Raw genomic sequence first — 20370 nt, 5'->3', positions numbered from 1 at the left:
GGGCTTTTTCATATCAGGAGTCTTTATGAGTGGATTCTTCCACGGCGTAACCGTTACCAACGTCGACACCGGCGCCCGCAGCATCGCGCTGCCGTCGTCCTCGATCATCGGCCTGGTCGACACTTTCACCGAAGGCCCGGGCGTCACCGCCAAGGCCAATGACCTGGTGCTGATCACCAGCGAGCGCGAAGCGGTCGCGGCGTTCGGCCAGGACGCGGCGATCACCAAGGCCTGCCGCGCCATCTACAGCCGCGCCAAGGCGGTTATCGTCGCCTGCGGCGTGGCCAAGCTCGAAGACGCCGCCGAGCAGACCTCGGCGATCATCGGCAACGTGCTGGCCGACGGCAAGCGCACCGGCCTGCAAGCGCTGCTCGACGGCAAGAGCCGTTTCAACGCCCAGCCGCGCCTGCTGGTCACCCCCAAGCACAGCGCCACCCAGGCTGTCGGTACCGCCCTGGTAGCCCTGGCCGACAAGCTGCGCGCCATTGCCATCATCGACGGCCCCAACACCACCGACGAAGCGGCCATCGCCTACGCCAAGAATTTTGGCGCCAAGCGTGCCTTCCTGGTCGATCCGGGTGTGCGCTACTGGGACAACGCCGCAGAGGCCACCGTCGACGCGCCGGGCTCGGCCTGGGTCGCCGGCCTGTTCGCCTATACCGACCGCGAGTACGGCTTCTGGGCGTCGCCGTCGAACAAGGAGTTCGTCGGCATCACCGGCACCACCCGTGCCGTGGAGTTCCTCGATGGCGACGATACCTGCCGCGCCAACCTGCTGAACAACGCCAACATCGCCACCATCATCCGCGACGACGGCTTCCGCCTGTGGGGCAACCGCACCCTGTCGAGCGACCCGAAATGGGCCTTCGTCACCCGCGTGCGGACCATGGACATCGTCATGGACGCGATTCTCTACGGCCACAAGTGGGCCGTCGACCGCTCCATCACCGCCACCTACGTCAAGGACGTCACCGAGGGCCTGCAGGCCTTCATGCGCGATCTGAAGAACCAGGGCGCGATCATCAACTTCGAGGTCTTCGCCGACCCGGAACTGAACACCGCCAGCCAGCTGGAGCAGGGCAAGGTGTACTGGAACATCCGCTTCACCGATGTGCCGCCTGCCGAAAACCCCAATTTCCGCGTCGAAGTCACCAACCAGTGGCTGACCGAAGTCCTCGATTCCGCCGCTTAAGGAGCGCACCTACATGGCAATGATTCCCGAAACACTGGCCAACCTGAACCTGTTCGTCGATGGCGTCAGCTTCCAAGGCGATGTGCCTAGCCTGACCCTGCCCAAGCTCACCCTGAAGATGGAAGAGCACCGCCCCGGCGGCATGGACATGCCCGTCGAGATGGACCAGGGCATGGAGAAGCAGGAAGCCGCCTTCACCACCACCGGCGTGCGTCGCGAGTCGCTGAAGTTCTTCGGTCTGGCCGACGGCACCGCCTTCAACGGCACCTTCCGCGGTGCCTTCAAGGGCCTCAAGGGCAAGATCAACCCGGTCATCGTCACCCTGCGCGGTTCGCTGAAAGAGATCGACATGGGCGACTGGAAGTCCGGCGACAAGGCCGAGATCAAGCACAGCGTCGCCGTCACCTACTACAAGCTCGAAGTCGATGGCCGCCTGGTCTACGAAATCGACGCCTTGGGCATGAAGCGGGTGATCGACGGTGTCGACCAACTGGCCGCCCAGCGCGCCGCCCTGGGTCTTTAAGGAGAACGCTCGATGGCTCAAGCGAAGAAACTGCCGCAATGGCTGACCGTCAACGCCGAGCGTGTGACCGTGCGCCTGTCGCGCCCCAGCGAAGCCAATGGCGTGCAGGTCGACAGCCTGTCGCTGCGTGCACCGACGGTGCGTGATATCCGCAACGCCCAAGCTGGCGGCGCAGTTGACGACGAGCAGCGCGAACTGAACCTGTTCGCCTCGCTCGCCGAAGTCGGCGTCAAGGACCTCGAAGGCCTTGCCCTGAAGGACTACAGCCGCCTGCAGACCGGCTATTTTCGCCTGGTGCAGGACGACGAGGTTTGACCCTGCCCGGCAGAAGGCCGCCGCCAGGCGGCTGGCCAAGGAGCTGAACTTTTCCGCCAGCGAGATCATGACCATGTCGTACAGCGACATGGTCTGGTGGCTGGCGGAGTGACAAGGAGGAACCCATGGCGAACACACAGCTGTTCACCCTCGGCGTCACCAGCAACCAGGCGTTGGGCAGGTCCGCCGAGCGCTTGCGTGTTCAGGTCGAGCACCTGCGCAGGCAAGTGGATGGTACCCGGCTCGGGCGGTTGATCGGCGAGGTCATCCGCCTGGGGCTCGAACTGGACAAGGTGGACCAGGCCGAAAGGCGGCTGGATAACGACCAGGCAGGAGCCCATGAGGCGCAGATCGAGCGATTGCGTCGTGAGGGGAATGAGGTCGAGCGCTTGCGCAGGCTGTATCTGTCACTTGGACGCAAACCGTTGGAACTGCGTGCGATGGTGGTGGCCTCGAGTGCGGTCGTCACCAAGGAATCAGCAGTTCCCACATTGGCGCAGCGCAAGGCAGCCTTGCTGGAGGGGACGAGCCCCACGCCAAGGCCGGCCCGGGGTGATCCGCCCGAGGCGCGCAGTGCGGAGCAGGGGCGTGTGCCTCTGGAGTCGGCGAATGCGGGTTTGACGGTGCTCAAGGCTGGAGCGGTAGGTGCCGGTACTGTCGGTGTCGCCGCTGGCGCTGCCTGGGGAGCACGTTCGTACTATCAAAGCCGAACGCCGGAAAGACGCAGCGAGATCACCAAGGGCCTGAAGGAGAACGGTGGCAAGGCGGCGGCCAAGGGCGTCACCAAGCTTGGCTTGGCCATGCTCAAGGATAAGGGCGAGGACAAGGCCGAGGCCGCAGGTGCAGCCCTTGGAGGCGTACTCGGCAATCTGGGAGCGGAGCTGCTGGGCGGCCTGACCAGAAACAAGCAGATCCAGAAGTACGGCGGTGAGATCGGCGAAATGATCGGCGAAGGCGTCGGTGGGTTGATCGGCAAGACGGTTTTCGGCTGGTTCTCCGATACGCCCGCCGCCAACGATGCCTCAGGCACGGAACAGGCTGGGGCCGATGCTTCAGCGCAACGTTCTGTCGATACGCCCGAGGGTACCGCCACACCGCCAGGAGAGGCCCGAAGCGCCGCACTCGAGAGCGTTGCTGCAGCTCAAGAGCTCCCCCCCGAGGGCTCCGCCAATGGTGCTCGGGAGATCATGAAGGGCGGATTGATCGCGGCAGGTGCGCTGGGTGGCACCGCGTTTGCCGCCTGGGGCGCGCGGACCTACCAAGGGCAATCTCCCGAGCGACGCACCGAGATCACTAGCGGTCTGCGGGAGAACGGTGGCAAGGCCGCCGCCAAGGGTGCCACCAAGCTTGGCCTGGCCATGCTCAAGGATAAGGGCGAGGACAAGGCCGAGGCCGCAGGTGCAGCCCTTGGAGGCGTACTCGGCAATCTGGGAGCGGAGCTCCTGGGCGGCCTGACCAAGAACAAGCAGATCCAGAAGTACGGCGGTGAGATCGGCGAGATGATCGGCGAAGGTCTCGGCGGCCTGGCTGGCAAGACGCTCCATGGCTTGTTCTCCGACAAGCCAGCCGCCAACGATGCTTCTGCCGATAAGACCAAGATTCCTGCCGCTGTCACTCGCATGCCTAAAGCCAGTGACGATGTCGAGGAACCGGAGGAAGAGGAGGAGGAAGAAGAGGTCGACGAAGCTGAGGACGAGGCAGCCTTCTTCGAGGCCCAGGAAGCTGTCCCGGACAGCCCTCCAGCCGCTGCATCGCCAGCCAGCGCGGTCGGGCTCGCCGGGACTGCGTTCACCGGCCTGACGGGCAGGGCAGGGGCCGGTAATGCCAGCGCCTCGGTGGCAAGGCGAGTGTTCAGGCGCATCCCAGGTGCCGCCTTGCTCGACACCGGCCTGCAACTTGCCGAGACCTACAACAGCGATGCCTCGCCCGAGCAGAAACTTGAGGGTTATGGCACCGCCGCTGGTGGCCTGGGAGGCGGTTTGGCCGGTGCTGCGGCAGGTGCTGCCATCGGCTCGGTGGTACCGGTGATTGGCACCGCGATCGGTGGCCTGATCGGTGGCGTGCTGGGCAGCATGGGAGGTGAAAGTATTGGCGGCTGGCTGGGCAAGGCGCTGGGTTCGGGCAAGGAAGAGCCTGCCGCCAAGCCGAGCCTGGGGGAGGCAGTACGGGCAATGGATAGCCCTGCAGCACAGCCGCCGTTACCCGCGCCGCCGGTAGCGACGGCAACGCCAGCGGTCCCACCCGCGCCAATCAACCAGCAGTTCACCTTCACCGCCAACATGCCGGTCACCTTCAGCAACAGCCTCGATGACCCTTCCGTGTTGCAACAGCTGGAGGCCATCGCCCGTCGTCAGCTGGAAGAGCTGATGCGCCAGGCCCGTTCTGCGCAGTTGGCCGACACCCCACACATCGCACTTTAAGGAGGATCCATGACCTATCTGGAGCAGCTGCAAGCCACGCTGCACGCCCTGGTCAAGGCGGGAGAGGCAGGGCGTCGGCGTGCCGACGCCATGCTCGATCCGATGAACGACGCGATCGGCCATATACAAGGCGCCGTGGGTGAACTGGAAGGTTTGCCGGTGGTTGGTCCGGTCATCGGTGCCAAGCTCCAGCGCACGATGCGTGCGATCAACAATGCCCAGGCCAGGGTCGCCAAGGTGGTGGCCAAGTACGACCAGGCGGTGGCGGTGGTACGCCAGGTGCGTGATCGCATCGACGGTTTCGCCGCCCATGCCGCCAAGGCCGGGGCAGCGATCCGCCGGGTGGTGGGGGAGGTGCGTTCGACCGTGAGCGGCGTGCTGTCGACGCTGGGCTTCGCGCCCGAGGCGACGCCAGCGGCCGAAGCGGTCAAGCCATTCCCCCACCTGTTGGTGATGCAACCACTCAAGGCCGGTTCAGCGCCGTACTACTTCAACCTCGACACCGCCGCCTTCGACCAGTTGCGCCGGCAGACCCGCTTCCGCTGGGCCGGCCAGGAACGGCTGAGCCGCGACACCGCGCAGCAGGCGGTGAGCCTGGGTGAAGAGACCATCAGCATTCGCGGGGCGATCTTCCCGGGTTTCAAGGGTGGCCTCGGCCAGTTGCAGGCGCTGCGCAGCATTGGCCGCCAGCTGCTGCCGCTGTCGTTGACCACTGGCTACGGCGAGGTGCTCGGCACCTGGTGCCTGACCAGCATCGAGGAGGAGCAAAGTGTCCTGCTGGCCGGCGGTATTCCGCGCAAACAAGGTTTTTCACTGGAGTTCGTGAGCTATGGCCAAGACCTGCACAACGTCTGAGGGCGACCTGCTCGACACCCTCTGCCAGCACTATTACGGCCATCTTACCGGCACGGTCGAGGCCGTGCTGGATGCCAACCAGGGGCTGGCGAACGAGGCGCAGCCGTTTCGCGCCGGGGTGAGGATCCTGTTGCCGGAACTGCCGATGACGGCGAGCGAAACCTTGCAACTGTGGGACTGAAATCGGAGCCTCAATCGTGCAACCCCAATTCCGTATCACCGCCGACGGCAACGACATCACCAACCTGATCAACGACCGTCTGCTGCTGCTGCGAACCACCGATAAACCTGGCCTCGAGTCGGACGAATTCGAACTGCGCATCGATGCCCGTGACGGCAACGTGGCGCTGCCGGCCAGGGGCGCGTTGCTGGAGGTGCACCTGGGCTACGCCGGCCAGCCTTTGAGCCGCCTGGGCCGCTACACCGTCGATGAGGTCGAGCTGTCGGGCCCGCCAGACACCCTGGTGATCCGTGGCAAGGCCAGCGACCTGCGCGGCAGCGGCAAGACCATCCGCAGCGGCAGCTGGGAGAATACGACGCTGCAGCGCATCGTCGCCGAGATCGGCGCCCGCAACGGTTGGCAGGCGGTGTGCCCGGTGGCCGTGCAGGTGCCGCGGGTCGATCAATACAGCGAGTCGGACTTCAACTTCGTCACCCGCCTGGCGCGCCAGCACGACTGCACCGCCAAGCTCGCCAATGGGCAACTGCTGGTGCTGCCGCGCCAGGGCGGGCACAGCGCCAGTGGCAAGCCTCTGGATGTGGTGGGTATTACACGCAACCAGGTCAGCCAGTGGCAGTTCCGCCTGGCCGACAAGAGCACCCACAAGGCCGTCAGGACCCGTCACCAGGACAGCGCCAGCGGCCGCCTGCAGGCGGTGGAACTGGTCAATGGCGATGCCCCGGACGGCCTGCAGCCGGTCTACACCGACCGTCACCTGTACCCCAACCGCGCGGCGGCGGAACAGGCCGCCCGTGCCCGGCTGGCCAGCTTCAACCGCGACACTGCCAGCGTACGCCTGGACATGCCTGGGCGCACCGACCTGTTCGCCGAGCGCGCCATCGATGTCCAGGGCTTCCTCGCCGGGCTCGATGGCCTTTACCTGATCGAGTCGGTCGAGCAGGTGTTCAGCAGCAGTGGCTGGCGCACCACCGTGCAATGCAATGGTGGGCGCCAGGGCAAGGCCAGGGCCAAGGGCTCCGCGCCCAGACGGGCGGGGATGCTCAAGGCCTGAGGCTAGGTGGAGACGGTTTCCCGGTGCCTGCGGGCAAACGCGCTTCCTATAGTCGCTTCTTGCTACTCAATCCGCTTCAGGATCACCGTCATATGTTCATCGACCTTCGCTGTGGCCAGTGCCGCAAGCTGCTGGCCCGCATCACCCCGGTTTCCGAGCTCCAGATCAAGTGCGGCCGCTGCCGTACCTTGAATCATGTGAAAGCCGCGCGCTTCGAGCCATCGCCCATGAGCGAGCCACTGGCGGCACTGGCCGCCGTTCGATCCGATCGCAATGGAGAATGCGCCGATGTCGCTCACTGAACAGCAACTCAAGCAGATCTACCCGCTCGCCGGCCAACGCGTCGCCGCGTTTCTGCCGGCGCTGAACACGGCCATGGCCAACTGGGAGATCGACCACCCCAAGCGTGTTGCCGCGTTCCTGGCTCAGGTCGGTCATGAGTCCGGCCAATTGCGCTATGTGAAGGAACTGGGCAGCGACAAGTACCTGGCCCGCTACGATACCGGCAGCCTGGCCCTGCGCCTGGGCAATACGCCCGAAGCCGACGGTGACGGCCAGCGCTATTGCGGCCGTGGCCTGATCCAGGTGACCGGGCGCAACAACTACCAGGCTTGCAGCCGTGCGTTGTTCGGTGACGAGCGCCTGCTGGCGCAACCGCAGATGCTCGAGCAGCCGCGCTGGGCGTGCGAATCGGCGGCTTGGTTCTGGCACTCGCGTGGGCTCAACGCCCTGGCCGACCAGGGTGAGTTCAACCGCATCACCCGGCATATCAATGGCGGCCTGAACGGCTTGTCCGAACGCCTCGAACTGTGGGCGCGGGCGCGGGAGGTGCTGTGCTGAGCCGCCTGCAACTGGCGGCTTGCGTCGGGCTGATGGTGTTGTCCGCTGCCGGGGCCTGGCAGGCGCAGGGCTGGCGCCTTGGTCGCCAGCTGGCCGCACAGGAACAAGCGCTGGTGCAGCAGCGGCTGGACCAGGCCGAGGCGCTGCACGGCATGCTGCTGGCCGAGCGCGAGCAGCGCCAGGGCCTGGAGCAGCGCCTGCAGGACACTGAAGCGAAACATTTCCAGGAGTTGACCGATGCCCAGCACACTCAGGCTCGCCTGCGTGACCGCCTTGCTACTGCCGATCTGCGCCTGTCGGTCCTGGTCGAGCGCGACACCGCCTGTGCCCCAGTGCCTGCCGCCACCCGCCCCGGCGGCGTGGATCATGGCCCCGTACGCGCCCGACTTGACCCGGCGCATGCTCGACGAATTATCGCCATCACCGACGACGGCGACCGTGGACTGATCGCCTTGCGGGCGTGCCAGGCCTATATCCGTGCCCTGGCCCCCTGAGCGCTTGCCAGAAGGGGTGGGAGTGGTAGGGTAGGGCGCAGTCTTGCCAGGAGCCCATCATGGACCCGATCACTGTTCTCTCCACCCGCCTGGGCGAACATCTGCGGCGCTTCAATGCCCAGGTGACCACCGCCGAGTCCTGCACCGGCGGCGGCATCGCCGAGGCCATCACCCGTATCCCCGGCAGTTCGGCCTGGTTCGAGGCCGGCTACGTCACCTACTCGAATACCCAGAAAACCCGCCAGCTAGGTGTACCCGAGGTGTTGTTCGCCGAGGTGGGCGCGGTCAGCCAGGAGGTGGTCGAGGCCATGGTACGCGGCGCCCAGGCTGCCAGTGGTGCGCGCTTTGCGGTCGCGGTCAGCGGCGTGGCTGGCCCCGACGGCGGTTCAGCGGCCAAGCCGGTGGGCACGGTGTGGCTGGCCTGGGCCGACGGCGACCACCTGAGCAGCGAGCGCCGCCACTTCGAAGGTGACCGCGAAGCGGTGCGCCGACAGACGGTGATCGCCGCGTTAGACGGCTTGTTACAGCTTGGCGCGGAGTAATTCGCCCGACGGGGGTTTGCGGAAACGAATCGCTGTGGAATAATACTGGCTACTTATACAGTTATTCCGGCCGTCAGGGCCACGTCGAACACGTGAGGATTTCAATGGACGACAACAAGAAGCGCGCCTTGGCTGCGGCCCTGGGTCAGATCGAACGCCAATTCGGCAAAGGCGCGGTCATGCGCATGGGCGACCACGAGCGCCAGGCGATCCCCGCCATCTCCACCGGTTCGCTGGGCCTGGACATCGCCCTGGGCATTGGCGGCCTGCCCAAGGGCCGTATCGTCGAGATCTACGGCCCGGAATCCTCGGGTAAAACCACGCTGACCCTGTCGGTCATCGCCGAAGCCCAGAAGAACGGCGCCACCTGCGCCTTCGTCGACGCCGAGCACGCCCTTGACCCTGAGTACGCCGGCAAGCTGGGCGTCAACGTCGACGACCTGCTGGTCTCGCAGCCGGACACCGGCGAGCAGGCCCTGGAAATCACCGACATGCTGGTGCGCTCCAACGCCGTCGACGTGATCATCGTCGACTCCGTGGCCGCGCTGGTGCCCAAGGCCGAGATCGAAGGCGAGATGGGCGACATGCACGTCGGCCTGCAGGCCCGTCTGATGTCCCAGGCGCTGCGCAAGATCACCGGTAACATCAAGAACGCCAACTGCCTGGTCATCTTCATCAACCAGATCCGTATGAAGATCGGCGTGATGTTCGGTAGCCCGGAAACCACCACCGGCGGTAACGCCTTGAAGTTCTACGCCTCCGTGCGCCTGGACATTCGCCGTACCGGCGCGGTCAAGGAAGGCGATGAGGTGGTCGGTAGCGAAACCCGCGTCAAGATCGTCAAGAACAAGGTCTCGCCGCCGTTCCGTCAGGCCGAGTTCCAGATCCTCTACGGCAAGGGCATCTACCGCAACGGCGAAATCATCGACCTGGGTGTTTCCCAGGGCCTGGTTGAAAAGTCCGGTGCCTGGTACAGCTACCAGGGCAACAAGATCGGTCAGGGCAAGGCCAACGCCGCCAAGTACCTGCAAGAGAACCCGGCCATTGGTAGCGAGATCGAGAAGCAGATTCGCGACAAGCTGCTGACCGCCGGTGCCGCCGCCGCTGCAGCAGCGGCCGCCAAGGCCGGTGCCGCCGAAGCCGATGCCGATGATCTGGCTGACGCCGACGCCGGTTATTGATCTGCCTCCATGTCCGTCGTACTCGACACCCCCGTCGCCGTTCGGCGGACAGCCATGGACCTGCTCGCGCGCCGCGAGCATGGTCGCGTGGAGCTGACCCGCAAGTTGCGTCAACGCGGCGCTACCGATGAGTTGATCGAGCCCGAGCTTGATCGGCTTGCCGAGGAGGGTCTGCTCAGCGAGGCCCGCTACCTTGAAAGCTTCATACGCTATCGTTCCGGCTCAGGCTATGGCCCTGGGCGTATCCGTGAGGAACTTGGCCAGCGAGGTCTGGACCGAGGCGATATCGACCAGGCACTGCGTGACAGCGAAGTGGACTGGGCGTTGCGGTTGAAAGAGGTGTGGCAGCGCAAGTTCTCAGGGCAACTTCCCCATGATCCACGCAGCCGTGCACAGCAAACGCGCTTTCTCGCCTACCGTGGGTTTTCCATGGAAATGATCGGCCGGCTGCTCAGCGGGCGCGATCTTGACGATTATTGAAGCGTAACCAGCATTGATGGCCCACATGGCTGACCCCGACCGGGGCCAGCCATGTGGGCCATTTTGCGTTCAGTTCACCCGCAGGGCTTCCCGGGCTCGTTGGGTGGTGTGCATTGGCTGGGGTTTGGCCCAGTTCTCCGACAGGTTGATGAAGTCCACCAGTTCGCGCAGGCGACCCTGGTCACGGCCGTTGAAGGCGAAGGTCAGGCGTGTCAGGTGGCTGAAGTTGCCTTCTTCGTGCTCCGCGCCACTGTCAGGCTGCTGGTGATACCTGCCGCTCAGGCGCAGGTCGGCAAAGCCTTCCTCCACGTCATGCAGCGCGGCCTCGCTCAAGGGGTGATGCATGCGGATGACGAACTGGTTCTTCAGCCATCGGCTGGAGTGGTAGTTGCTGTAGAACTGGTTGATTTCCTCCACCGCCTCGTCGGCACTGTGCACCAGGCGCACCAGCTTGAGGTCGCTGGGCAGGATGTAGCGGTTTTCTTCCAGTTGGCGGCTGATGAAGGCCAGGGCGTCCTGCCAGAAACTGCCACCGGGCGAGTCGAGCAGCACCATCGGAACCAGCGGGCTCTTGCCGGTCTGGATCAGGGTCAGCACTTCCAGCGCCTCGTCGAGGGTGCCGAAGCCTCCCGGGCAGAGCACCAGCGCATCGGCCTCCTTGACGAAGAACAGCTTGCGAATGAAGAAGAAATGGAACGGCAGCAGCTTGTCGGTGCCATTGACGGTGGCATTGGCATGCTGCTCGAAGGGTAAGGTGATGTTGAAGCCCAGGCTGTGATCGCTGCCGGCGCCTTCGTGGGCGGCGGCCATGATGCCACCGCCGGCGCCGGTGATTACCATCAGGTCGGAACGTGCCAGCGTTGCGCCGAGCTCCCGGGCCAGCGCATACATGGGGTGCTCCAACGGCGTTCGTGCCGAACCGAACACGGTAACTTTGCGTCGCCCCTTGTAATGCTCGAGGGTGCGGAACGAATGGTCGAGTTCACGCAGGGCCTGCAGGGTGATCTTGGCGTTCCAGCGGTTGCGGTCGTCGTGGGCCATGCGCAGCACGGTCAGCAGCATGTCGCGGTACAGCGGCAGGTTGGGGCTGTTCGGGGCAACCAGTTGCAGTTGCTCGTCGATCTTGCTCAGGTCGATGCCGTGGTCCCTGAAATGGTTGAACAGCAGCTCGTTCGATTGGTAAGGCATTCAACGTCTCCTTCTGCAGCAAAACCTCTGACCGGGTCGATGGCAGGTCCCGGCCGCGACACTGCGTGTGTCGCTGGCTGCTGTGGCTCGAGTGTGCCCCCCGAGCGTTGCAGTAGGCCTTCAAGGCCATTGTTGCAGTGGCAGTTCCATCGCGTTGTCGTTGTTATGGGTACTCGTTATCAATCTAGACGCTGGGGCGCACTCGTGCCGCCACAGGCGTGCGATACCGCCTGTCAGACTGGATCCGATGATGGCAGCGCTTTGGTTAACTGGAGGCGGAAGAGTGATGCAGCGAGGTGGCGGTATGCACCGGCTGGTGATCGAGGTGGACGGGCAACTGTTGCAGTTGCTCGAGCGCGAGGCGAAGGTTCATCACCTGAGCCTGGAGGGGGAGTGCTTGCGTCGGCTGCAGGGGGGCGAGGGGCACTCGCCTTACCTGCTGGCCCTGTTGGCCGAGTTGCGCGCCGATGATGAGCAGCGTCGCGCCAGAGACAGCGATCAGCTGGCCTGAATCACTTTTTCTTGTTGCCAGCCGCGCAGCTGGCAGCGTCGAACGCCTGGTCCATGACCGGTTGGTTGGTCTTGTACACGGTGAAGCGGTAGACCATCACCGCGCCCTTGGACATCAGCTGACGGTAACCATTGTTACGGCAAACGCTGTCACCCAGCTGGCTGCGCACCTGTGCGGGGTTGGCCTGCATGCCCTGCGCATGCTCCTGGCGCACGCTCAGGTGATTGACCAGCGCCTTGCCTTCGACGGTATAGCCCTGGTCGAGGATGTCTTCGTTGATGGCCCGGGGGGTACCGACGCTGCTTTCCTTGGCGACCTTCTGCAGCATCTGGGTCAACTCGTATTCCTGCTTGGAGGCAGCCTGGGCGGCCAGGGGCAGGGCGAGCAACAGGCTCAGGGTCGGGACGATAAGACGCAGCATGAATCTCTCCTGGTTCGATGACTGGCGCTTTGACCTGCGCCGGCGGGCGGCGTTCCATGAAACTGCTGGGGTTCCCCGGCCGCCTGAGCCGCTGATTATAAAGGAGCGGCCGTAAGGGCTGCACGGCAAATGACGTACGCTCTGGTAGACTCGCATTTTGTTTTTACCGAGTCGTCGTCGTGCCCCTTCCATCTTCCTGCCAAGGCCTGCAGCCATGAGCCACGCGGTAGCGCGGCTGCGCGCCGAGCGCCTGGCGCGCAGCATCAAACCCTTTGTCGCCCGCGGCTCGCGAGCCGAGCGCTGCCCGGATTGCCGGGTGATCGCCACGCACTGCCTGTGCGCGTGGAAACCGCGGGTGCCGGCAGAAGCTGGCATGTGCCTGCTGATGCATGACACTGAGCCACTGAAGCCGACCAACACGGGGTGGCTGATTGCCGACGTGATCGAGGACACTTCAGCCTTCGGCTGGCTGCGTACTTCGGTGGACGAAGGCCTGCTGGCATTGCTGGACGATCCGCGCTGGCAGCCTTATATCGTCTTCCCCGGCGAGTTCGTCAAAGAGGACCGTGTAGTCAGCGAGGTGGTGCGTGAACCGGGCAAGCGCCCGCTGTTCATCCTGCTCGACGCCACCTGGACCGAGGCGCGCAAGATGTTCCGCAAGAGCCCCTACCTCGACCGTTTCCCGGTGTTGAGCCTGCAGGCCGAGCAGATGTCGCGCTACCGCCTGCGCCGCTCCAAGCGTGACGACCACTTCTGTACCGCCGAAGTCGCCGCCATGTGTCTGGAACTGGCCGGCGACAGCCAGGCCTCGCAGGCCCTGGATGCCTACCTGGATGTGTTCAGCCTGCACTACCTCAGCGGCAAGCGGCGCCTGGCGCTGGATGAGCAGGACGAGGTCCACCAGCGTTTGCATACCTTCCTATAGTCCAAGGGGCAGGCGCGGCGGATTGGTACATACTGTCGGGGCTGGCAGCCAGGGTAGGCGGGGACGACCGGGCAATTGGCTTGACCACCCGGGGCGTGCTCGGCATCCTTGGCGCCGCTTCGGGCACGACGAAGCTGCTGTTACCCCGGACTTCGCCGTGCCATCCCGGCCGGCGGCCCTGCCGTTCGCGCCATGAGTTGCCCGCCAGGCGTCTCCCGTACCCCCTGCGCCTGGTACAGAACAGGATCCCTAGATCGATGGCCACATACGAAATCCTGATTGCCGATGACCACCCGCTGTTTCGCAGCGCACTGCGCCAGGCCGTTACCCTCGGCCTGGGCCCGGATGTGCGCTTGGTCGAGGTGGCGAGCATCGCCGAACTGGAAACCAGCCTGACTGAAAAAGCCGACTGGGACCTGGTCCTGCTGGACCTGAACATGCCTGGTGCCTATGGTTTCTCCGGGCTGGTGCTGCTGCGTGGCCAATACCCGCAGATCCCGGTGGTGATGGTTTCGGCGCAGGAAGAGGCGGCCGTCGTGGTAAAGTCCCGCGAATTCGGCGCCAGCGGTTTCATCCCCAAATCCAGCGAGCTGAGCAAGATCCAGGAAGCCGTGCGCAATGTGCTCGACGGTGATGTCTGGTGGCCGCCGCAGGCGTTCGAGAAGGTCGACGTGTCTGCCGAGGCAAAGGCCGCCAGCGAAGGGCTGGCCAGCCTCACCCCGCAGCAGTTCCGCGTGCTGACCATGGTCTGCGAAGGGTTGCTGAACAAGCAGATCGCCTATGAGCTGAGTGTCTCGGAAGCGACCATCAAGGCCCACGTCACGGCGATCTTCCGCAAGCTCGGCGTACGCACCCGGACCCAGGCCGCGCTGTTGTTGCAACAACTTGAATCGGTTTCGGCCAGCTAAATCCCTGCGCCTTCACGCTTTTTTGACTGCGGTTGAACTAGCCTGCTGGCCTTTTTCGGTGAAGTGACTGACACACATGTCGCCATTCAAGGGCCAGACCGGCCTCAAACGTATCTTCAATGCCGCTGGCTACTCGCTGGACGGCCTGCGCGCCGCGTTCAAGGGTGAGGCCGCGTTTCGCCAGCTGGTGCTGGTCAACGTGCTGTTGATCCCCACGGCCTTCTGGCTGCCGGTGAGCCGCGCCGAACGGGCGATCCTCATCGCCGTGTGCCTGCTGGGGCTGATCGTCGAGCTGCTCAATTCGGCGGTGGAGGCGGCGATCGATCGCATTTCCCTCGATCGTCACCCACTGTCGAAGAACGCCAAGGACATGGGCAGTGCCGCGCAACTGGTGGCCATGAGCATGGTCGCGCTGGTGTGGGGCGTGATCCTGCTCGGCTGACGTTCAGGCGATCGGCGGCAGCACGATTTCGTCGCTGCGCTGCACCCCAGCGGTGAAACTGCGGCACAGCTCAAGGAACTCGCGCATGGCCGAGGTCTGGTACTTCTGCTTGTGCCAGATGAAATAGAACTGCCGCGACAGATCCAGCGCTGGCGTCTCCACCGGCACCAGGCTGCCGCGGCGGAAGGCGTCGCGCAGCGCCAGGCGCGAGATACAGCCGATACCGAGGCCCGACTCCACCGCCCGCTTGATTGCTTCGGTGTGTTCCAGCTCCAGGCGGATGTTCAGGTTGGCGCGATGATGACGCATGGCCTGGTCGAAGGTCAGGCGCGTGCCCGAGCCCTGTTCGCGCAGGATCCAGGCTTCATGGGAAAGTTGCTCGATATCGGCATGGCCGGCCTTGGCCAGCGGATGCTGCGGCGCGCAGAACACCACCAGCTCATCCTCCACCCAGGGCTGCACCTCCAGATCGGGGTGGTTGCAGTCGCCTTCGATTAGACCCAGGTCAATTTCGTAATGGGCAACCTGTTGCACGATATGCGCAGTGTTCTGTACGTGCAGCTTGACCTGGCTTTCCGGGTGCACCTGCATGAAGCTGCCGATCAGCAAGGTGGCCAGGTAGTTGCCGATGGTCAGGGTAGCGCCGACCGCCAGCGAGCCGAATCCCGACTTGCCGTTGAGCAGGTCTTCGATTTCCTTGGCCTGGTCGAGCAGGGCCACGGCCTGAGGCAGCAACTGGTGACCCAAGGCGTTCAGGCTCAGGCGTTTACCGGCACGGTCGAACAGCTGGCAGCTGGACTGGCGCTCCAGTTCGGTGATCGAGGTGCTCGCTGCCGATTGCGACAAGGCCAGTACGCCCGCGGCCCTGGACACACTCTGGTGCTGGGCGACGGCGACAAAGACCTGGAGCTGACGAAGTGTGAATCGCATATCTATATAACCGATAACACATATCTTGATAATTCAGTTAACAGATATTGTCGCTGCCCCTAAACTATCGCGCAACTGCGCGTCTTGCGCGCGCCGCGTTTTCCTTCAGGAGCCCCATCGATGAGCAACATGAACCACGAACGTGTCCTCAGTGTGCACCACTGGAACGACACTCTGTTCAGCTTCAAGTGCACCCGTGATCCGGGCCTGCGCTTCGAGAACGGTCAGTTCGTGATGATCGGCCTGCAGCAGGACAGCGGCCGTCCGCTCATGCGCGCCTACTCCATCGCCTCGCCGAACTGGGAAGAGCACCTGGAGTTCTTCAGCATCAAGGTGCCGGATGGTCCGCTGACCTCCCAGCTGCAGCACCTGAAGGAAGGCGACGAGATCATCATCAGCAAGAAGCCCACCGGCACCCTGGTGCTGGACGACCTGAACCCGGGCAAGCACCTGTACCTGCTGAGCACCGGTACCGGCCTTGCGCCGTTCATGAGCGTCATCCAGGACCCGGAGACCTACGAGCGCTTCGAGAAAGTGATCCTGGTACACGGCGTTCGCTACGTGAACGAAGTGGCCTACCGCGAGTTCATCACCGAGCACCTGCCGCAGAACGAATTCTTCGGTGAGTCGGTGCGCGACAAACTGATCTACTACCCGACCGTGACCCGCGAGCCTTTCGAAAACCAGGGCCGCCTGACCGACCTGATGCGCAGCGGCAAGCTGTTCAGCGATATCGGCCTGCCACCGATCAACCCGCAGGACGACCGTGCCATGATCTGCGGCAGCCCGAGCATGCTCGATGAAACCAGCGAAGTGCTGGACAGCTTCGGTCTGAAGATCTCCGCGCGCATGCGTGAGCCGGGCGATTACCTGATCGAGCGAGCGTTCGTCGAGAAGTAAAGCCAGCGGCATGAATGAAAAAACGCAGGCTTGGCCTGCGTTTTTTTATGCCTGGCATTGCGTCTTATCGACGCTACATCACTCCGGCGTCACTTCCAGCACCCGGATCACATCCGGTTGCGGATAATGCCAGCGCACCTGCACATCCCAGAACTTCACCCCATATACCCGCTCGGGCGATGGCACCTGGTAGGCAGGGCGTGGGTCTTGGGCCAGGCACTGTTCGATCAGCTCGACCAGCGGTTCGCCCAGGCGCAGTGCGTGGGTGTGGGCCTGAGGCAGTGCGCCCTCGCTCCATTGCACACTGATCGGCTCCGGTGCATCACTGGCCATCAGGTTCGATGCCTCGGCGACGCTGTCCGCATATGGCACATAAGGCTTGATATCCAGCACCGGGGTGCCGTCCAGCAGATCGATCCCCGACAGCAGCAGTCGCCCTGGTTCGACGCCCTCCAGGCGTACCACCGACTGGCCGATGCCGTTGGGCCGATGGGTTGCCCGGGTGGCGAATACCCCCATGCTCTTGTTGCCGCCCAGGCGCGGTGGGCGCACCTTCAGGCGTGGCTTGTCTTCCAGTGCCTGGTGGAACAGAAACAGCAACCACACATGGCTGACCTGTTCCAGGCCTTCGACGGCATCGCCCTGGTCAAAGGGCGGCAGCAGCTCCAACACACCACGGGCGGCCGGCGCCAGCTGGGGCTGGCGCGGGATGGCGAACTTCTCCTTGAAGCAGGAGCGAACGATGCCGACCGGCGAGACGGTATGCTGCATCTTGGCTCAGCCGCGCACGCGAAGGGTCAGGCCCTTGAGGAAGTTGCGCAGCAACTGGTCGCCGCAGGGGCGGTAGTTGTCGTGGCCAACCTTGCGGAACAGCGCGCTCAGCTCCGGTTTGGACACCGGGAAGTCGACGGACTTGAGCACCGCGTGCAGGTCGTCCTCCTTCAGCTCGAAGGCCACCCGCAGCTTCTTGAGCACGGTGTTGTTGGTCACCGGCACTTCGATCGGTTGCGGCGGGCGGCTGTCGTCGCGGCCGCGACGGTGAATCACCAGGCCGTCGAGGAAATGCGCCATGACCTTTTCCGGGCAACGCACGAAGCCGGGTTCCTCTTCCTTTTTTACATAGGTGGCGATGGCCTCGGCGGAAACCTCGAGGCCCGAGAGCTTGATGATCTCGGCCATTTTCTGGTCGTTGGCCTTGAGCATGTAGCGCAGGCTGCGCAGTACATCGTTGTGGTTCATTGCAGCGAATCCTGTTCTGTTGCCGCGTCAGTCGTTGCGCGGCGGTAATGCTAGAAGCGTTCTGTAGCGGCCACGTAGCGCCATTGGCCCAGCGGCAGCTTGCCCATCGACACCCCGCCAAGGCGAATACGGCGCATCCCCAGCACCTTGAGGCCGGCGGTTTCGCAAAGCTGTTCGATCAAGCCCGGTTGCGGGTTCTTCAGCACGATGCGCAGGTGTTGCTCGTTCTGCCAGCTGGCCTTGGCCTTCGGCAGTTCGACACCCTTGCGTTCCACGCCGCGGGCCAGGCGCTCGAGGGCGCCGGGTTTGGCTTCACCACTGACCTGGACGATGTATTCCTGCTCCATGCGGCGCAGGTCGGCCTCGAGCTTGCGGGTTACCCGCCAGTCCTGGGTGAACAGCTGCAGGCCACTGGCGCCGGGCAGCAGCGGGACGATGCAGGCCTGGCGGGCGAAATGCCCATGCAACGGGCGCACGCCCTCGCGGTGCGCTTCGCTGAGGCTGGCCATGCTGATGCTGGCCAGGGCGCTTGCGCTGTTTTGGCCGGCCTGCTGGTTGAGCAGCAGGGTGACCGGTTCGAGTGAATCGGCACGAGCGCCCGGCAGCAGCTCGACCTGCTGTTCGGCGACTTTGAACTGGGGTTGTTCGACCACCACGCCATCGACCGTGACCCAGCCACCCTCGATGTACAGTTCGGCCTCGCGGCGGGAGCAGCCAAGCTGTTCGATGAGGCGTTTGGAGAGACGAATGGGTTCGGACATGGACACGGGCATCACGCGGTAGGGAAAGCCTTCATTGTACCTGCCTGGGCGAGGTAGCGGCTGCAAATCGATGTCATTTGCGCCATTTCGGAGCGGGGTAGTGGTTTCCTGAGCTTGCGTACTAGGACGTTGTACGAACAAGTCTCAAATGTAGTAGGGGATAGGGCTGCCCTAGGCCGTCGGTTTCCGAGCGGCCATAGATCTCGAAGCCTTCATGCAGGTAGAAACCCAGGGCTTGCGGGTTCTGTTCGTTGACGTCCAGGCGCTCGGCGTTCAATTCGTGCACCGCGTGGCGCAGCAGGCGCCGCCCGATGCCCTGGCCACGGTGTTCGGGCGCGACGAAGAGCATGTCCACCCGGCCGTTAGCCACCCCGGCAAAGCCGAGGATGTGCCGCTTGCTGTCCTTGCAGCAGACCAGCATCACGGCATCCAGATACTTGCGCAGCACGTGTTCGCGCAGCAGCACGATGTAGCCCTCGGGCAGGAAGTCGTGGGTGGCCCGCACCGACGCCTCCCACACCCGGACCAGCTCGGGATAATCGCTCAGATGAGGTGTGTGCAGCGTGACGGTGGGCGACATCCTGTGATCCTCGGTGCCATTGAGGAAAACATAGATGCAAAAAAATACCCCGCCAGCTGGCGGGGTATTTTCAGGCGAGTTTCGCTCAGATGGGCTCGGCCCACATGTCGTACTCGTCGGCGTCGACGATACGGCAGCGGACCTTGTCGCCCGGCTTGAAGCCGTGGTCGCCGTCGATGAACACGCTGCCGTCGATCTCCGGCGCGTCGAAGAAGCTGCGGCCCACCGAGCCCTGCTCTTCGACTTCGTCGATCAGCACTTCGATTTCCTTGCCGATACGCAGTTGCAGGCGGGCGGTGCTGATGGCCTGCTGGTGGGCCATGAAGCGGTCCCAGCGATCCTGCTTGACGTCGTCCGGCACCTCTTCCAGGCCCAGGTCGTTGGCCGGGGCGCCTTCGACCGGCGAGTACTGGAAGCAGCCAACGCGGTCGAGCTGGGCTTCGGTCAGCCAGTCGAGCAGGTACTGGAAGTCTTCCTCGGTTTCGCCGGGGAAACCGACGATGAAGGTCGAGCGGATCACCAGCTCAGGGCACTGTTCACGCCAGTTCTTGATGCGCGCCAGGGTGCGGTCTTCGAAGGCCGGGCGCTTCATTGATTTGAGCACCTTGGGGCTGGCGTGCTGGAACGGGATGTCCAGGTAAGGCAGGATCTTGCCGGCGGCCATCAGCGGAATCACGTCGTCGACGTTCGGGTACGGGTAGACATAGTGCAGACGCACCCAGGCACCCAGGCTGCTCAGCGCTTCGCACAGCTCGAGCATGCGGGTCTTGACCGGGCGGCCGTTCCAGAAGTCGGTCTTGTACTTGACGTCCACGCCGTAGGCGCTGGTGTCCTGGGAGATCACCAGGATCTCCTTGACGCCGGCCTTGACCAGGCGCTCGGCTTCGCTCAGGACTTCGCCGACCGGGCGGCTGACCAGCTTGCCGCGCATCGACGGGATGATGCAGAAGCTGCAGCTGTGGTTGCAGCCTTCGGAAATCTTCAGGTAGGCGTAGTGACGCGGGGTCAGCTTGACGCCCTGGGGCGGCACCAGGTCGATCAGCGGGTTGTGGTCCTGGCGCGGTGGCACCACTTCGTGCACGGCATTGACCACTTGCTCGTACTGCTGCGGGCCGGTGACCGACAGCACGCTGGGGTGCACGTCACGGATGCTGCCTTCCTCGACACCCATGCAGCCGGTGACGATGACCTTGCCGTTTTCCTTGATGGCTTCGCCGATCACTTCCAGCGACTCGGCCTTGGCGCTGTCGATGAAGCCGCAGGTGTTGACCACCACCACGTCGGCATCCTCGTAGGTAGGCACGACTTCATAGCCTTCCATGCGCAGCTGGGTCAGGATGCGCTCGGAATCGACCAGGGCCTTGGGGCAACCCAGTGAGACAAAGCCGACCTTCGGGGTGGCGGGAGTGGTGGACATGGCTAACCTCGGTATTGAATACAGGTCGCCCGGCCGGTAACGGGGGCGATCCTGGCGGGCGCTTTCGGCGCCTC

Annotated in this window: 26 protein-coding genes; 18 read left to right on the top strand and 8 right to left on the bottom strand. The window is 64.1% G+C overall.

What is annotated here, in order from left to right; translation table 11 throughout:
• Positions 1-25 precede the first annotated feature (25 nt).
• The 13 genes from CCOS191_RS20740 (at position 26) to recX (ending at position 10074) form a co-directional block, all read left to right on the top strand.
• Positions 26-1192, top strand: a complete 1167-nt coding sequence (locus CCOS191_RS20740; RefSeq protein WP_046856794.1) for a phage tail sheath subtilisin-like domain-containing protein — start codon at positions 26-28, stop codon at positions 1190-1192.
• 13 nt (positions 1193-1205) lie between these two features.
• Positions 1206-1715 carry a phage major tail tube protein gene (locus tag CCOS191_RS20735; protein ID WP_023628885.1) on the top strand — a complete coding sequence of 170 codons (510 nt, stop codon included), beginning with the start codon at positions 1206-1208 and terminating at the stop codon, positions 1713-1715.
• A gap of 12 nt (positions 1716-1727) precedes the next feature.
• A complete protein-coding gene (locus CCOS191_RS20730; protein WP_046856793.1) occupies positions 1728-2030 on the top strand; it encodes a phage tail assembly protein in 303 nt (100 codons plus the stop codon).
• Between the two features lie 125 nt (positions 2031-2155).
• A complete protein-coding gene (locus CCOS191_RS28065; RefSeq protein ID WP_046856792.1) occupies positions 2156-4450 on the top strand; it encodes a hypothetical protein in 2295 nt (764 codons plus the stop codon).
• Between the two features lie 9 nt (positions 4451-4459).
• The gene (locus CCOS191_RS20720) at positions 4460-5305 is read left to right on the top strand and encodes a phage tail protein (RefSeq protein WP_046856791.1); all 846 of its coding nucleotides are present in this window, start codon (positions 4460-4462) and stop codon (positions 5303-5305) included.
• Positions 5280-5486, top strand: a complete 207-nt coding sequence (locus CCOS191_RS20715; RefSeq protein WP_046856790.1) for a tail protein X — start codon at positions 5280-5282, stop codon at positions 5484-5486. Before CCOS191_RS20720 ends, CCOS191_RS20715 begins: the two co-directional genes overlap by 26 nt.
• A gap of 16 nt (positions 5487-5502) precedes the next feature.
• Positions 5503-6537: a phage late control D family protein gene (locus tag CCOS191_RS20710; RefSeq protein WP_046856789.1), complete on the top strand. Its 1035-nt coding sequence runs from the start codon at positions 5503-5505 to the stop codon at positions 6535-6537.
• A gap of 92 nt (positions 6538-6629) precedes the next feature.
• Entirely contained in the window at positions 6630-6839 is a 210-nt protein-coding gene (locus CCOS191_RS20705) for a Com family DNA-binding transcriptional regulator (RefSeq protein WP_046856788.1), read from the top strand.
• Positions 6826-7377: a glycoside hydrolase family 19 protein gene (locus CCOS191_RS20700; protein WP_046856787.1), complete on the top strand. Its 552-nt coding sequence runs from the start codon at positions 6826-6828 to the stop codon at positions 7375-7377. The genes CCOS191_RS20705 and CCOS191_RS20700 overlap by 14 nt, the downstream gene beginning before the upstream one ends.
• Positions 7378-7409: 32 nt before the next feature.
• Complete coding sequence (locus tag CCOS191_RS20695; protein ID WP_046857891.1) at positions 7410-7871, top strand: lysis system i-spanin subunit Rz; 462 nt, start codon at positions 7410-7412, stop codon at positions 7869-7871.
• Positions 7872-7930: 59 nt separating this feature from the next.
• Positions 7931-8413: a CinA family protein gene (locus CCOS191_RS20690; protein ID WP_046856786.1), complete on the top strand. Its 483-nt coding sequence runs from the start codon at positions 7931-7933 to the stop codon at positions 8411-8413.
• A 104-nt stretch (positions 8414-8517) separates the two neighbouring features.
• A complete protein-coding gene (gene recA, locus CCOS191_RS20685) occupies positions 8518-9594 on the top strand; it encodes a recombinase RecA (protein ID WP_028690616.1) in 1077 nt (358 codons plus the stop codon).
• Positions 9595-9603: 9 nt separating this feature from the next.
• Entirely contained in the window at positions 9604-10074 is a 471-nt protein-coding gene (recX, locus tag CCOS191_RS20680) for a recombination regulator RecX (protein ID WP_046856785.1), read from the top strand.
• A gap of 69 nt (positions 10075-10143) precedes the next feature.
• Here the strand turns inward: recX and CCOS191_RS20675 are convergent, their stop codons facing one another.
• The gene (locus CCOS191_RS20675) at positions 10144-11262 is read right to left on the bottom strand and encodes an LOG family protein (protein WP_046856784.1); all 1119 of its coding nucleotides are present in this window, start codon (positions 11260-11262) and stop codon (positions 10144-10146) included.
• Between the two features lie 304 nt (positions 11263-11566).
• Here CCOS191_RS20675 and CCOS191_RS20670 point away from each other — a divergent pair, with 304 nt between their 5' ends.
• Positions 11567-11773: a hypothetical protein gene (locus CCOS191_RS20670; protein ID WP_046857890.1), complete on the top strand. Its 207-nt coding sequence runs from the start codon at positions 11567-11569 to the stop codon at positions 11771-11773.
• Between the two features lies 1 nt (position 11774).
• Here CCOS191_RS20670 and CCOS191_RS20665 read toward each other — a convergent pair whose 3' ends face one another.
• On the bottom strand, positions 11775-12194 hold the full coding sequence (locus tag CCOS191_RS20665; RefSeq protein WP_046856783.1) for a quorum-sensing-regulated virulence factor family protein: 420 nt from the start codon (positions 12192-12194) through the stop codon (positions 11775-11777).
• Between the two features lie 214 nt (positions 12195-12408).
• Between CCOS191_RS20665 and CCOS191_RS20660 the strand changes: the two genes are divergently transcribed.
• The 3 genes from CCOS191_RS20660 (at position 12409) to CCOS191_RS20650 (ending at position 14469) form a co-directional block, all read left to right on the top strand.
• Positions 12409-13119, top strand: coding sequence for a tRNA-uridine aminocarboxypropyltransferase (locus tag CCOS191_RS20660; protein WP_046856782.1), 711 nt, complete (start codon positions 12409-12411; stop codon positions 13117-13119).
• Positions 13120-13376: 257 nt separating this feature from the next.
• Complete coding sequence (gene erdR, locus CCOS191_RS20655; RefSeq protein ID WP_023631045.1) at positions 13377-14027, top strand: response regulator transcription factor ErdR; 651 nt, start codon at positions 13377-13379, stop codon at positions 14025-14027.
• A gap of 76 nt (positions 14028-14103) precedes the next feature.
• The gene (locus CCOS191_RS20650; protein WP_023631044.1) at positions 14104-14469 is read left to right on the top strand and encodes a diacylglycerol kinase; all 366 of its coding nucleotides are present in this window, start codon (positions 14104-14106) and stop codon (positions 14467-14469) included.
• A gap of 3 nt (positions 14470-14472) precedes the next feature.
• Here CCOS191_RS20650 and finR read toward each other — a convergent pair whose 3' ends face one another.
• A complete protein-coding gene (gene finR / locus CCOS191_RS20645; protein ID WP_023631043.1) occupies positions 14473-15399 on the bottom strand; it encodes a LysR family transcriptional regulator FinR in 927 nt (308 codons plus the stop codon).
• Between the two features lie 120 nt (positions 15400-15519).
• Here finR and fpr point away from each other — a divergent pair, with 120 nt between their 5' ends.
• Positions 15520-16299, top strand: coding sequence for a ferredoxin-NADP reductase (gene fpr, locus CCOS191_RS20640; RefSeq protein WP_046856781.1), 780 nt, complete (start codon positions 15520-15522; stop codon positions 16297-16299).
• Positions 16300-16377: 78 nt separating this feature from the next.
• On the opposite strand, the gene tsaA is transcribed toward fpr, so the two are convergent.
• The 5 genes from tsaA to rimO form a co-directional block, all read right to left on the bottom strand.
• Positions 16378-17070 carry a tRNA (N6-threonylcarbamoyladenosine(37)-N6)-methyltransferase TrmO gene (gene tsaA, locus CCOS191_RS20635; protein WP_046856780.1) on the bottom strand — a complete coding sequence of 231 codons (693 nt, stop codon included), beginning with the start codon at positions 17068-17070 and terminating at the stop codon, positions 16378-16380.
• Positions 17071-17076: 6 nt separating this feature from the next.
• A complete protein-coding gene (locus CCOS191_RS20630; RefSeq protein ID WP_046856779.1) occupies positions 17077-17538 on the bottom strand; it encodes a DUF1456 family protein in 462 nt (153 codons plus the stop codon).
• Between the two features lie 50 nt (positions 17539-17588).
• Positions 17589-18299, bottom strand: a complete 711-nt coding sequence (locus CCOS191_RS20625; RefSeq protein ID WP_046856778.1) for an rRNA pseudouridine synthase — start codon at positions 18297-18299, stop codon at positions 17589-17591.
• A gap of 121 nt (positions 18300-18420) precedes the next feature.
• Positions 18421-18879 (bottom strand): GNAT family N-acetyltransferase, encoded by a 459-nt coding sequence (locus CCOS191_RS20620; protein ID WP_046856777.1) that lies wholly within the window; start codon positions 18877-18879, stop codon positions 18421-18423.
• An 85-nt stretch (positions 18880-18964) separates the two neighbouring features.
• Positions 18965-20296, bottom strand: coding sequence for a 30S ribosomal protein S12 methylthiotransferase RimO (gene rimO, locus CCOS191_RS20615; protein ID WP_031315328.1), 1332 nt, complete (start codon positions 20294-20296; stop codon positions 18965-18967).
• Between the last annotated feature and the right edge of the window lie 74 nt (positions 20297-20370).

This window comes from Pseudomonas sp. CCOS 191, from assembly GCF_001007005.1.
Taxonomy (GTDB): domain Bacteria; phylum Pseudomonadota; class Gammaproteobacteria; order Pseudomonadales; family Pseudomonadaceae; genus Aquipseudomonas; species Aquipseudomonas soli.
The sequence above is the reverse complement of the archived record's forward strand: the minus strand, read 5'-3'. Positions and strand labels throughout refer to the sequence as shown.

What these genes read in the sequence shown, in the direction of transcription:
- CCOS191_RS20740 (WP_046856794.1), top strand. Translation starts at nt 26, where the DNA reads ATGAGTGGATTCTTCCACGGCGTAACCGTTACCAACGTCGACACCGGC.
- CCOS191_RS20735 (WP_023628885.1), top strand. Translation starts at nt 1,206, where the DNA reads ATGGCAATGATTCCCGAAACACTGGCCAACCTGAACCTGTTCGTCGAT.
- CCOS191_RS20730 (WP_046856793.1), top strand. Translation starts at nt 1,728, where the DNA reads ATGGCTCAAGCGAAGAAACTGCCGCAATGGCTGACCGTCAACGCCGAG.
- CCOS191_RS28065 (WP_046856792.1), top strand. Translation starts at nt 2,156, where the DNA reads ATGGCGAACACACAGCTGTTCACCCTCGGCGTCACCAGCAACCAGGCG.
- CCOS191_RS20720 (WP_046856791.1), top strand. Translation starts at nt 4,460, where the DNA reads ATGACCTATCTGGAGCAGCTGCAAGCCACGCTGCACGCCCTGGTCAAG.
- CCOS191_RS20715 (WP_046856790.1), top strand. Translation starts at nt 5,280, where the DNA reads ATGGCCAAGACCTGCACAACGTCTGAGGGCGACCTGCTCGACACCCTC.
- CCOS191_RS20705 (WP_046856788.1), top strand. Translation starts at nt 6,630, where the DNA reads ATGTTCATCGACCTTCGCTGTGGCCAGTGCCGCAAGCTGCTGGCCCGC.
- CCOS191_RS20700 (WP_046856787.1), top strand. Translation starts at nt 6,826, where the DNA reads ATGTCGCTCACTGAACAGCAACTCAAGCAGATCTACCCGCTCGCCGGC.
- CCOS191_RS20695 (WP_046857891.1), top strand. Translation starts at nt 7,410, where the DNA reads ATGGTGTTGTCCGCTGCCGGGGCCTGGCAGGCGCAGGGCTGGCGCCTT.
- CCOS191_RS20690 (WP_046856786.1), top strand. Translation starts at nt 7,931, where the DNA reads ATGGACCCGATCACTGTTCTCTCCACCCGCCTGGGCGAACATCTGCGG.
- recA (WP_028690616.1), top strand. Translation starts at nt 8,518, where the DNA reads ATGGACGACAACAAGAAGCGCGCCTTGGCTGCGGCCCTGGGTCAGATC.
- recX (WP_046856785.1), top strand. Translation starts at nt 9,604, where the DNA reads ATGTCCGTCGTACTCGACACCCCCGTCGCCGTTCGGCGGACAGCCATG.
- CCOS191_RS20675 (WP_046856784.1), bottom strand. Translation starts at nt 11,262, where the DNA reads ATGCCTTACCAATCGAACGAGCTGCTGTTCAACCATTTCAGGGACCAC.
- CCOS191_RS20670 (WP_046857890.1), top strand. Translation starts at nt 11,567, where the DNA reads ATGCACCGGCTGGTGATCGAGGTGGACGGGCAACTGTTGCAGTTGCTC.
- CCOS191_RS20665 (WP_046856783.1), bottom strand. Translation starts at nt 12,194, where the DNA reads ATGCTGCGTCTTATCGTCCCGACCCTGAGCCTGTTGCTCGCCCTGCCC.
- CCOS191_RS20660 (WP_046856782.1), top strand. Translation starts at nt 12,409, where the DNA reads ATGAGCCACGCGGTAGCGCGGCTGCGCGCCGAGCGCCTGGCGCGCAGC.
- erdR (WP_023631045.1), top strand. Translation starts at nt 13,377, where the DNA reads ATGGCCACATACGAAATCCTGATTGCCGATGACCACCCGCTGTTTCGC.
- CCOS191_RS20650 (WP_023631044.1), top strand. Translation starts at nt 14,104, where the DNA reads ATGTCGCCATTCAAGGGCCAGACCGGCCTCAAACGTATCTTCAATGCC.
- finR (WP_023631043.1), bottom strand. Translation starts at nt 15,399, where the DNA reads ATGCGATTCACACTTCGTCAGCTCCAGGTCTTTGTCGCCGTCGCCCAG.
- fpr (WP_046856781.1), top strand. Translation starts at nt 15,520, where the DNA reads ATGAGCAACATGAACCACGAACGTGTCCTCAGTGTGCACCACTGGAAC.
- tsaA (WP_046856780.1), bottom strand. Translation starts at nt 17,070, where the DNA reads ATGCAGCATACCGTCTCGCCGGTCGGCATCGTTCGCTCCTGCTTCAAG.
- CCOS191_RS20630 (WP_046856779.1), bottom strand. Translation starts at nt 17,538, where the DNA reads ATGAACCACAACGATGTACTGCGCAGCCTGCGCTACATGCTCAAGGCC.
- CCOS191_RS20625 (WP_046856778.1), bottom strand. Translation starts at nt 18,299, where the DNA reads ATGTCCGAACCCATTCGTCTCTCCAAACGCCTCATCGAACAGCTTGGC.
- CCOS191_RS20620 (WP_046856777.1), bottom strand. Translation starts at nt 18,879, where the DNA reads ATGTCGCCCACCGTCACGCTGCACACACCTCATCTGAGCGATTATCCC.
- rimO (WP_031315328.1), bottom strand. Translation starts at nt 20,296, where the DNA reads ATGTCCACCACTCCCGCCACCCCGAAGGTCGGCTTTGTCTCACTGGGT.